Genomic DNA, 12,308 nt, shown 5'->3' with positions numbered 1-12,308 from the left:
CTACGCTCACACGGACTGGTTAGAGCAACGTTTCTGTTTTGCTAAACAATGTTAGTAATACGCAGTGAGCCAATACTAGCGATGGAAATACACGGAGACTCCTGCGGGATACATGACTAGAGTGAGACTCTTAAGAACGTCGGGTCACCCGCGAAAAGCGTACTGTGTTTCCATAGCGGGTATAAGCACAATCCGAAATTGCATATTAGTCCGCAGTTTCTTTCAATTACGGCCTAAGCAGGTTATCAAAAAGCCTAAATTTAGCGTTACTTCTGGACTATTCCGTACACCAATTATTCTTACACCACGAGAATTGCGATGGTTACATAACCCGCTTGAACATTTTTTCCAATTCATACGTTGAAAAGTGAACTATAATTGGTCTTCCGTGCGGACATGTGAATGGGTCGGTCGTTGTTCGTAAATCTTCCAAAAGTCGAAACATTTCTTCCTGTTTTAAATAATGATTTGCTTTGATTGACCGTTTACAGGACATTAAAATCGCTGCTTCCTCACGTATCGATTCTACATTTACCTTCTCTTCATTCATAATCTGTTCGACCATCTCTCGAATAACCTCTTCCTCGAACCCTTTTGGAAACCAATTCGGATGTGAGCGAATCACATAGGTTTGATTCCCGAAGGCTTCAAAAAACAATCCTACTTTCTCAAAGCTCTCTTTGTATTGCTCAATAAATATTGCTTCTCGTTTTGAGAACTCAAAGGTCATCGGTAAAAGTAATTCTTGAGATTCATTGAAAGGCTTGCCTAACTTCTCCCTGAAGAATTCATATTTGATTCTTTCCTGAGCCGCATGCTGATCAATCATATAAAGCCCGTTTTCATTTTGAGCTAGGATGTAAGTACCTTGGAGCTGACCAATTGGATACATGGTTGGTACACGTTGCCGATCAACTACTGTAGCTCGCTCTTCCACTGGTGTCTCTACTACATCAGGTATAGAAGAACCGTTCTGTTCGGCTTCTGCTTCGTCTTCATGCGTTGGTGTTGCAAACTTTTCATTGTATTCAACTGACGGAGCAGCGGATTCTCTAATTTCCTGAACTGGCGGATTATAATTTACTTTCTGTTTTTCTGACTGCCACCCTGTGCTTTCAGGCTTTTTCTCGACGATAGGATTATCAAAATTCATCGCATGCTGAATCGATTTCTCTTTCGGTTTTGCTTTTCTTTCCATTTCTGGTATCAACGTTATTTCACGAAACTTTTGTTTAATCGTTTCTTCAATCGCTGCATACAATTCCCGGTCTTTACTAAAGCGAACTTCAAGCTTTGTTGGATGGACGTTCACATCAACAAGAATGGGATCCATTTTTATCGATAAAACAACAATGGGGGAGCGCCCGATTGGCAAAAGCGTATGGTATGCACGAATAATCGCCTGTGTTAAAGCTATACTTCGTATATAGCGCCCATTAATAATGGTTGAAACATAGGCTCTTGAAGCTCTCGTTACCTCTGGCTTCGCGATATAACCTTCAATCGAAAAATCAAGTGTCTCATGCTTAAGGGGAAGCATTTTTTTAGCAATATTCATTCCATAAATTTGTGAAATAACTTGAAGGACATCACCAGTCCCTGCTGTTTTGAATAAACCTTTCCCATTATGGGTTGCCTCGAAGCGTATTTCCGGATGAGAAAGCGCCAATCGATTTAATAAATCTGTAATATGACCTAATTCAGTGTGTATACTTTTCATATACTTTAATCGAGCTGGCGTATTGAAGAAAAGATCCTCCACGGTAATTTCCGTTCCCTTACGTGCATCAGATTTCTTTTTTTCTAATACCTTTCCACCTTCTATTGATAGAAAGGTACTTGCCGCATCCCCTTGAGATGTTTTAACGGTTAGTCTACTAACAGAAGCAATACTAGCTAAAGCTTCCCCACGAAAACCGAGTGTTTTCACATGGAATAAATCTGTTTCGTTTTTTATTTTACTGGTAGCATGGCGGAGGAATGCTTTCGTTGCATCTTGTTCAGAAATCCCATCGCCATTATCCGTAATTTTAATTTGCTGCAACCCAGCTTCAACGATATCAACCTTAATCCATGTACTGTTTGCATCGATGCTATTTTCCACAAGCTCTTTTACTACAGACGCCGGGCGCTCAACAACCTCACCGGCAGCTATTTTATTCGCTAGGGCTTCTGACATTTGTATAATAGACATGCAAACAATCCTTTCTTTTCCTTTATTGCTTCACCATTTTTTGCAGTCTGTACAATTCGTTCATTGCTTCCAATGGTGTCAGTTCAAATAGATTCAAATCCTTTAATTCTGTCACAACTGTATGCTGTTTAGCCAACTTCGGTTGTTTGTCATTTTTCACCGGTACTTTGTCCTCTACAAAGAAACTTAATTGACCAGCTTCTATTTTTTCTGTGTTCGGTGTCGGTTTATCGTCACTTTCTAATTGTTGTAAAATTACCGATGCTCGTTCAATTAAAGCATCTGGCAGCTCTGCAAGCTTCGCAACATGAATACCGTAACTTTGATCTGCTGCACCTTCTTTAATCTGGTGAAGAAACACAACCGTTCCTTCATTTTCTTCTGCACGAACATGGATATTTTTAAGGTTAGACAATGAATCCTCCAACGCCGTCAGTTCATGGTAATGGGTTGAAAATAATGTTTTAGCATGGATATTATTATGAATATATTCGACGATTGCTTGTGCTAAAGCCATGCCATCATATGTGCTCGTCCCACGTCCAATTTCATCCAAAAGAATCAGGCTTCGATCAGTCGCATTTGCAATCGCATGTTTCGCTTCAAGCATTTCGACCATGAATGTACTTTGTCCCGAAACCAAATCATCTGCTGCTCCTATACGAGTAAAAATTTGATCAAATATAATTAAGTCGGCTTCCTCACAAGGTACAAAACAGCCAATTTGGCCCATAATAGCAGTCAATGCCAATTGACGCATATAGGTACTTTTTCCAGACATATTTGGACCAGTAATTAACAATATATGCTTATCCTCATCCAGTGAAATATCATTCGGTACAAATGAACCATCCTTCATGACTCGCTCCACAACCGGATGGCGGCCATTTTTTATCATTAAGCTGCTATTTCCAAATCTTGGACGCTTGTAATTATTTTCCTCACTAACTGTCGCAAACCCTTGTAGAACATCGATATTACTTACAACATCGGCAAGCTGCTGAAGTTCTGGAATATGCTTTTTTATTTTCTCTCTTATTTCGATAAACAACGTGTATTCTAAATCAACACTTTTTTCTTCCGCTTCTAAGATGAGAACTTCTTTCTCTTTCAACTCTGGTGTAATGTACCGTTCTGCATTTGTTAATGTTTGTTTTCGTTCGTATCTTCCTTCTGGCAATAGATGAATATTGGCTTTTGTTACTTCAATATAATAGCCAAAAACACGATTATAACCTATTTTCAAGGATTTTATGTTGGTTTCTTCTCTTTCCTTTTGTTCAAGTTCTGCAATCCATGTTTTCCCATTTTTAGATGCATCGCGGTAAGAATCCAATGTTTCATTATAGCCTGTCTTAATAATCGATCCTTCTTTAATCGACATTGGTGGATTTTCTACGAGACTAGCATCCAATAATCCCACAAGATACTCTGGGTATACAAGTTGTTCCGCGAGATTACTAAGTTCCTTCACTTGAAATTGCTCTAAAGTATTCTTCAACTCTGGGATCTTTTCTAACGATACTTTTAACTGGATTAAATCTCTAGCATTTACATTGCCGAATGCGATTCTTCCAGCTAATCGTTCGAGGTCATAGACGGATCTTAAAACCTCCCGCAGTGTGTCACGCTCCATAAACCCACGATAAAAACCTTCTACAGCTTCCAGACGTGCTTCAATTTGATTTCGATCAAGTAATGGTCGCTCTAGCCATTTTTTGAGCATCCGTGAGCCCATTGCGGTAGCAGTTTTATCTAATACCCAAAGCAGACTTCCGTGTTTTCCTTTTTTAATAATCGTTTCCGTCAATTCTAGATTTCGTTTGGAATACATATCAAGCGATAGATGGTCCTTTAACCTGATAACCTCTGCTGGTTGAAGATGGTCGAGAGATCGCTTTTGCGTATCTTGAATGTAATTCAATAGACGACTAAATGCTTTCATCAGACGTTCATCATTTAAGTTTTCGCTTAAGCTTCGATATTCCGCACTGAATGTTACTTCATCTTGGAAGGATAGTGTGATATTCAACCTTTCCTTAAGCTGATGCTGCATTTCTTCAGGTAAATTAGAAGAAATCACAATTTCCCTGATCGGCTGATTAAATAGTTCATGGATAACCGAATCCCATCCACCGGAAATTAATGCTAGGTAGTTTTCACCTGTAGACAAATCATTATAGGCGATGACATAGGAGCCATCCTTAAAGTGAGATAAACTTGCAATATAGTTGTTTTCGCCCTCTTTTAACATATTGCTTTCCATTACTGTTCCCGGAGTAATCAGCTGAACAACTTCCCTTTTCACTACGCCTTTTGCCGTTTTCGGGTCTTCTACTTGCTCGCAAATCGCTACTTTATAACCTTTTTCAATCAATGTTTTTATATAATTTTCAGCGGAATGATGAGGTACTCCACACATCGGAATTTCCGACTCGCCTTTTCCGCCGCCTCGTTTCGTTAATGTTATTTCTAACTCTCTTGCAGCATCGATTGCATCCTCATAAAACAGTTCATAAAAATCACCCAACCGATAAAATAGAAATGCATCTTTATATTCTGCTTTTATTTTCATGTATTGTTCCATCATTGGTGTAAGCTTCGCCATCATAAATCCTCCAACTGCCCAAAAATATTCTTCTGCAATTATAGCATAAATCAGACCCGATAGTAGAAACGAAAAATTGCATCAATCATTTTTAAAATTGTAGTGCCGTTCTCAAAAATAAATAAAAAAGCGAGAGTATTATCCCTCGCATTTTTTTAATCCTTCTTATGGAAAAAATCTGGCTTAACGTCCTTCGCTTCATCTTCAGTCATTTCGAAATCCCAGGCCTCATCATCGTCTTCATCCGCTTTCTCCCAATTTGGATTGACTCTGACATACACTTTCGTATCACCAATAATTTGGACAATAAATTCACGTTCAATTTCGATTGTGACTTTATTTCCTTTACTAGCGATCTTACATTCCAAACAATTTGGCTGTTGAATGACTTTAGCTATCACATCGTATTCGTTATTGATGGATTTTTCATCTTTAATGGATAACGGGATGATATCACTGTAAGTCACTCTTTCGGTAACCACTTCCGTTTTCGTGTTGTCATTGTAGGAATACCAAACATTTATATCGTAGCTACCGTTAATTTCAACCGTATCCTCTGATTTTTTCTTGGCATTATATAAATGATTGATAACCCAGCAACCTAGAATGCTTGAAGGTCTATGCGACGGCGAAATGGAATGGGAGTCCTGCGTGAACTTACGCCCTTTTCCACAGACTGCTTTTGTTATGATTTCTCTATATTCTTTATCAAGAAAAGTCATGATTACTTTTACCTCCTCTTTTTTCATAGTCATTTTATGCAAGACAAATACCTAAAGTGCATAGCATTTCATGAAAAGCAGGATTCGTAAGGGTTTTAAGTGCTTTATTTATTATTTTTTAGCGTTCTGTATCGTCTCAGTAGGTTATTCCGTTCATGAATGGTTTGTGATTTTACAATCCATATCAATTTAAAAAACCAGACAAACTTAGTTGCCTGGTTTTTATTAATGGCTGCAGCCAGATTTATCTTTTGTTTTGGATCCAGTTTCACCTGCTAGCACATCACCGCCGGTGGATTCAATGACGTTATTTGTTACCTCACGTGCGATTGTTTTTGAGACTAGCTGCAAAACGTCGTTTACAACAATTTGTGTCTCTTTAAATTCCTGCACAACTGGGATACTGTCAATCTCTTCTTGCAGTCGATCAATTTCAGCTTCGATTCTCTTTAGTGCTTCCCTTTTCTCATATGCTTGAAAATTAACAGCCTGCTTCTGCAACGTTTTAATTTTTTGAATCAGTTTTTGAACTTTTTGGTTTCCATTAAGTTTTGCTTCTACTTGTTTGAAACGATCAATTTCTTCGGTATTCGCAAGCATGGATGCTAGCTTTTTTGCTTCCTCTAATACTTCCTTACGATTATATTCAGCCATCTTAATTCACCTCAACTGTGTTTTCAACCATTACACCATCTAATGACCATGTTTTTGCTTCCGTTATTTCAACTTCTACAATTTTACCAATGGATGATCTTGGTCCTTTAAAGTTAACAAGCTTATTTTTTTCTGTGTAACCTGCGAGTATATCTGGGTCTTTCTTACTCTCGCCTTCTACAAGAACTTTAACCGTTTTCCCTTTGTACGTTTTCATAGACGCAGCGGATTGTTTATTAACAAGCTCATTTAACCGATAAAGACGTTGCTTTTTCACCGATTCTGGCACGTCATCTTTCTTCCTTGCTGCTGGCGTACCTTCACGTGGAGAGTAAATATAGGTGTAAGCAGCTTCAAAGCCAACCTCCTCCATCAACGTCATTGTTTCTTCAAATTGTTCTTCCGTTTCATTTGGGAATCCAACAATAATATCAGTTGTTAATGTTGCGTTAGGAATAGCTTTACGAATTTTACGAACTAATTCCAAATAATCTTCTCTCGTATATTTACGATTCATTTTCTTAAGGATTTCACTGCTTCCAGATTGTACAGGAAGATGGATATGATCCAGTAAATTTCCACCTTTTGCTAATACTTCAATTAAGCGATCATCAAAGTCTCTCGGATGAGAAGTTGTAAAACGCACACGTGGAATATCAATCTTATGAATATCATTCATTAAATCCCCAAGACCGTATTCAATGTCCTCAAAATCTTTTCCATAAGCATTTACGTTTTGACCTAGTAACGTTACTTCTTGATAGCCTTGTGCGACTAAATGACGTACCTCTTGGATAATATCTTGTGGGAGACGGCTTCTTTCCTTACCACGTGTCATTGGGACAATGCAATAGGTACAGAACTTATCACAGCCATACATAATGTTTACCCACGCTTTGATCTTACCTTTACGAACCTTTGGAAGGTTTTCAATGACATCTCCCTCTTTGGACCACACTTCAACAATCATTTCTTTTCCAAAGAGCGCTTCTTTCACTAGCTGTGGTAAACGGTGGATATTATGAGTTCCGAAAATAAGGTCAATATGTTGATGTTTCTTTAAGATTCGATCTACTACAGATTCTTCCTGAGACATACAACCACAGACCCCTATGATGAGATCAGGTTTTTCTATTTTAAGCGGTTTTAAATGTCCGATTTCACCAAATACTTTATTCTCTGCATTTTCACGAATTGCACATGTGTTTAACAAAATAATATCAGCATCGTTTGTATCGGATGTAGCCTCATAACCCATTTCAGTTAAAATACCAGCCATTACTTCAGTATCATGTTCATTCATTTGACAACCATAGGTACGAATTAAAAACTTTTTTCCTTTTCCAATCGTAGCCATATCTTCTGGAATAGCGAAATCATAATGAATTTGAACGTCTTCATTCAGACGCTTTCTTGCCTTTTTAATATCAGGAGATTGGGCTTCATAACTTGTTTGGAAATATTTCGCAATCATGTCGTCACTTTTCGTATTTTTAATACGTTCTATGTTATTATCTACTTGATTAATCCCGGCTTGTTGTATTCGTTGTTCTTCGTTCATCAAGAAACTCCTTTCAGGTCGTAATTCACATTATGTATAGGTATACAATAGTAAAGTATAAAGCTTCTAACTAAATTTAACAATACTTCTAACTAGAGAGCAAATAAAAACCTTCCTACATAATAGGAAGGTTGCCAAATTCGTCACACTATCTTGGTTCAACAATTAACTTAATGGCCGTACGTTCTTCATTGTCAATTAAAATATCCGTAAATGCAGGGATACAAATTAAATCCACTCCGCTTGGTGCGACAAACCCTCTTGCAATGGCTACTGCTTTCACAGATTGATTAAGTGCTCCTGCACCTATCGCCTGAATTTCCGCTGTGCCACGCTCCCTTAAGACATTCGCAAGTGCGCCTGCTACTGAATTTGGATTTGATTTAGCTGAAACTTTTAATACTTCCATTACTAGTACCTCCTTCATGCGCTATTGTAGTTATATTGCTACTATATTCGTGGAGATGTTAGCTTATTCCCTATAATGCATCTAAGTTAGAAGAATTCTATGAATCAACCGAAGAATGGGTGATCGTCATTGATGATAATTCGTTCTATCTTAGTTGCTTTACCCGAATTATTATCAATTGTAACCACAATTCCATTTAATTGTGTTCTACCCGTTTTGGTAATTTCAAAACGTACTGGAAGAGATGTTAAAAAACGTTTCAAGACTGCTTCACGATCCACCCCTAAAATTCCATCATAAGGTCCCGTCATCCCGACATCTGATATATATGCAGTTCCACTTGGTAAAATACGTTCGTCCGCAGTTTGCGTATGGGTATGTGTACCAACAACAGCACTTACTCTTCCGTCTAAATACCAGCCCATTGCTTGTTTTTCACTTGTTGCTTCTCCATGAAAATCAACAAAAATAAGATTCGTTCTTTTCTTAGCTTCTTCAATTAATAGATCCGCTTTTTGAAATGGATCATCAATTGCCGATAGAAATGTTCTTCCTTGAAGATTGATAACAGCTACTTCTGTTCCATTTATATTAATATAAACAATTCCTTTTCCTGGATTATTTTCTGGAAAGTTAGCTGGACGAATCATGTATTTCGCTTCATCAATAAATTCAAAGATTTCCTTTTTATCCCAAGTATGGTTGCCCATCGTAATTACTTGAGCTCCCAATTCTAAAAATTGTTTATAAATCTTTTCCGTTATCCCTTTACCAGAAGCAGCATTTTCACCGTTAATAATTGTCATGTTCGGGCGATATTTTTCCTTCAATCGAGGTAAATATTCTCGCACCATATCACGCCCAGGTGAACCTACAACGTCACCTATAAATAGTATTTTCATCGTTCTATCATCCTATCGTTTATAATAGTATAAGTTTTTCACATTGCAAGCTGATTGTCAAAAGATAGCAATAGCTTACAACGAAATGCGACTTTATTTTTGGAGAAGTTCTAACTAAATAGCTCTATTAGAAATTTCGTATTTAGTAAGCAGAAGGAATAAATCTTTCCCAAGAAATAGTAAAGCACAGACACTATTTAATAGATGTCTGTGCTTTTCTTACTTCGCATATTCAACTGCTCTAGTTTCCCGAATAACTGTCACTTTAATGTGACCAGGAAAATCGAGCTCTGATTCTATCCGTTTTCGTATATCACGTGCTACTCGAACAGATTCAATATCATCAATTTCATCAGGTCTTACCATAATTCGAATTTCTCTACCAGCCTGAATAGCGAATGATTTCTCTACTCCTTCAAAGGACTCCGAAATCTCTTCAAGCTTCTCTAAACGCTTGATATAATTTTCGAGCGTCTCACTTCTTGCTCCCGGTCTTGCAGCGGACAATGCATCAGCTGCAGCTACCAGTACCGCAATTACAGAAGTAGCTTCTTCATCGCCATGGTGGGAAGCAATCGAATTAATGACAACCTCATGCTCTTTGTACTTGATTGCTAGCTCTTTACCAATCTCAACGTGACTGCCTTCCACTTCATGATCAATTGCTTTTCCGATATCATGAAGTAATCCGGCTCTTTTCGCTAATGTCACGTCCTCACCAAGTTCTGCAGCAAGCAATCCAGACAAGTAAGCAACCTCAGTTGAGTGTTTCAGTACATTCTGTCCATAGCTTGTACGATATTTTAGACGACCGAGTATTTTTACTAGATCTGGATGTAACCCGTGTATTCCAACTTCAAACGTTGTTTCTTCTCCAACTTCGCGTATATATTCATCAACTTCTCGTCTGGCTTTGTCCACCATCTCTTCGATTCTTGCAGGATGAATTCGTCCATCCTGTACCAGTTTCTCTAATGCCATTCGAGCTGTCTCTCGCCTAATTGGATCGAAACCAGATAATATAACTGCTTCTGGTGTGTCATCAATAATCAAATCAATACCAGTTAACGTTTCTAAAGTTCGTATGTTACGACCTTCCCGACCAATAATTCGACCCTTCATTTCATCATTAGGAAGGTTAACGACAGAAACGGTTGTCTCTGCAACATGATCAGCAGCGCAACGCTGTAAAGCTAAAGATAATAGACTTTTCGCCTTCTTATCCGACTCTTCTTTCGCTCGATTTTCAGCTTCTTTAATCATTACTGCAGCTTCGTGTTTCGTTTCTTTTTCGATTCGCTCTAAAATAATCTGCTTAGCCTGGTCCGTTGTATATCCTGAAATGCGCTCAAGCTCAGTTTGCTGCTCTTGTTTCATAGCTTCCACTTTGCTTTCCATTTCTTCAATTTGTTGTTGTCTGTCTGTTAGAGATTGTTCTTTCTTCTCTAACATTAATTCACGCTTGTCTAATGTTTCACTTTTTCTGTCCAGGTTTTCTTCTTTTTGCATCAGACGGTTTTCCTGTTTTTGAGCTTCCATACGTCGCTCACGTAACTCTTCTTCTGTCTGCTGACGAAGCTTGTGATTTTCATCCTTTGCTTCAAGAAGCGCTTCTTTTTTAATCGCATCTGCATTTCTACGAGCTTCTTCCATCTTTTGTTTCGCGAAGGTTTCCGCACTGGAAATTTTAGCTTCTGCAATAGATTTACGTATCAGATAACCAACAACAATACCGACGATCAGAGCAAGCAAAATGGAGATGATTAAAAGAATAATGTCCATGATTTCACCTCCTATTGCTATAAAATTGTACAATTCATATTGTCGGCATGTAACATTCTGAATGCATTAAACATTAAAGTAACTTTATAATAGAATTATAAAATTATACACCCTTAATTTTAATTGTGAAAACTGCTAATGTCAAGAAAACCCACAACTATATGTATAAAAACTTTCCAGATTGTGGTTCTGACTTTGAAATAATGAATAAAATAGTATAATTTAGCTGGTTTTGCTTTTCTAAACAAGTAATTTTATAAACTTACTTACAAAATTAAAAGACCTTGATCACACGATAATCGTACGATCAAGATCCTTTAATTTTTACATATCGAGCGTTTCCTGCTTAACTGCTTCTTCACTATCATTTGTTTTTGCTTTCTCTCCTGCTGCAACATCATTATCCAGGTCATAATGCTTACGAATTTCACTATGAATTTCATCCATAATCGCTTCGTTTTCTAATAAAAATTGCTTGGAGTTTTCACGGCCCTGACCAAGTCTTTCTCCTTGATAAGAATACCAAGCTCCACTCTTTAGAACAATATCCAATTCGGAACCAATATCAAGAATTTCTCCTGGCTTTGAAATACCTTTTCCATACATAATATCAACTTCAGCTTGTTTAAATGGTGGTGCTACTTTATTTTTAACCACTTTAATTCTTGCTCTATTTCCGACAGCATCATTTCCTGTCTTCAACGTTTCTGCACGACGTACTTCTAAACGTACAGAAGAGTAGAATTTAAGTGCACGTCCACCTGGTGTTGTTTCTGGGTTCCCAAACATAACACCAACTTTTTCACGAATTTGGTTGATGAAAATTGCTGTTGTTTTTGATTTATTAATTGCACCAGAAAGCTTTCTCAATGCTTGTGACATTAACCGTGCTTGTAACCCAACATGCGCATCACCCATGTCGCCTTCAATCTCTGCTTTTGGTACGAGTGCTGCTACTGAGTCAACAACGATAATATCTACAGCACCACTTCGTACAAGTGCCTCGGCAATTTCCAGTGCTTGCTCACCAGTGTCAGGCTGTGATAAAAGCAACTCATCAATATTCACACCTAAGGCTCTTGCGTAAATTGGATCCAACGCATGCTCGGCATCAATAAAAGCAGCTTGTCCACCCTTCTTTTGCGCCTCAGCGATTGCATGGAGCGCCACAGTTGTTTTACCTGATGACTCCGGTCCATATATTTCAATAACTCTTCCACGCGGATACCCACCAATACCTAGTGCAACATCCAATGCCAATGACCCACTAGGAATAGTTTCTATTTTCTGGACTTCATTTTCACCGAGTTTCATAATGGAGCCTTTACCAAATTGTTTTTCTATTTGTCTTAAAGCCATATCTAAAGCTTGTTTTCTATCACTCAACGAAACTACCTCCTTGATTTATCTATATTCATCATACATGTTTTTACGCCGTTTGCCAAGCAAAAAACGAATAGATGTTCTTATAATTTT

9 protein-coding genes are annotated in these 12,308 nt (G+C 37.9%); all 9 read right to left on the bottom strand.

The genetic code is table 11. The features are described from left to right. Positions 1-322: 322 nt before the first annotated feature. The 9 genes from mutL to recA all read right to left on the bottom strand — a co-directional run bounded on the left by mutL (position 323) and on the right by recA (position 12,218). Positions 323-2,194, bottom strand: a complete 1,872-nt coding sequence (gene mutL, locus F1560_RS19945) for a DNA mismatch repair endonuclease MutL (protein ID WP_149476380.1) — start codon at positions 2,192-2,194, stop codon at positions 323-325. A gap of 22 nt (positions 2,195-2,216) precedes the next feature. Further along, a complete protein-coding gene (mutS, locus tag F1560_RS19940; protein ID WP_149476379.1) occupies positions 2,217-4,802 on the bottom strand; it encodes a DNA mismatch repair protein MutS in 2,586 nt (861 codons plus the stop codon). A gap of 155 nt (positions 4,803-4,957) precedes the next feature. Further along, a complete protein-coding gene (locus F1560_RS19935; RefSeq protein WP_149476378.1) occupies positions 4,958-5,524 on the bottom strand; it encodes an outer spore coat protein CotE in 567 nt (188 codons plus the stop codon). A gap of 225 nt (positions 5,525-5,749) precedes the next feature. After that, positions 5,750-6,178 carry a YlbF/YmcA family competence regulator gene (locus tag F1560_RS19930; RefSeq protein WP_149476377.1) on the bottom strand — a complete coding sequence of 143 codons (429 nt, stop codon included), beginning with the start codon at positions 6,176-6,178 and terminating at the stop codon, positions 5,750-5,752. Position 6,179: 1 nt separating this feature from the next. Beyond that, complete coding sequence (gene miaB, locus F1560_RS19925; protein ID WP_149476376.1) at positions 6,180-7,739, bottom strand: tRNA (N6-isopentenyl adenosine(37)-C2)-methylthiotransferase MiaB; 1,560 nt, start codon at positions 7,737-7,739, stop codon at positions 6,180-6,182. A 148-nt stretch (positions 7,740-7,887) separates the two neighbouring features. Next, positions 7,888-8,148, bottom strand: coding sequence for a stage V sporulation protein S (locus F1560_RS19920; protein ID WP_011066027.1), 261 nt, complete (start codon positions 8,146-8,148; stop codon positions 7,888-7,890). A 104-nt stretch (positions 8,149-8,252) separates the two neighbouring features. Continuing rightward, positions 8,253-9,050, bottom strand: a complete 798-nt coding sequence (locus F1560_RS19915; RefSeq protein ID WP_149476375.1) for a TIGR00282 family metallophosphoesterase — start codon at positions 9,048-9,050, stop codon at positions 8,253-8,255. Between the two features lie 219 nt (positions 9,051-9,269). Further along, positions 9,270-10,832, bottom strand: a complete 1,563-nt coding sequence (gene rny, locus F1560_RS19910) for a ribonuclease Y (RefSeq protein ID WP_149476374.1) — start codon at positions 10,830-10,832, stop codon at positions 9,270-9,272. Between the two features lie 324 nt (positions 10,833-11,156). Continuing rightward, positions 11,157-12,218 (bottom strand): recombinase RecA, encoded by a 1,062-nt coding sequence (recA, locus tag F1560_RS19905; protein WP_149476373.1) that lies wholly within the window; start codon positions 12,216-12,218, stop codon positions 11,157-11,159. Positions 12,219-12,308: the final 90 nt, after the last annotated feature.

Origin of the sequence: Oceanobacillus polygoni (genome assembly GCF_008304605.1) — a bacterium.
In the GTDB taxonomy this organism is placed as follows: Bacteria; Bacillota; Bacilli; order Bacillales; family Amphibacillaceae; genus Oceanobacillus; species Oceanobacillus polygoni.
This window is presented reverse-complemented; position numbering and strand designations above follow the sequence as displayed.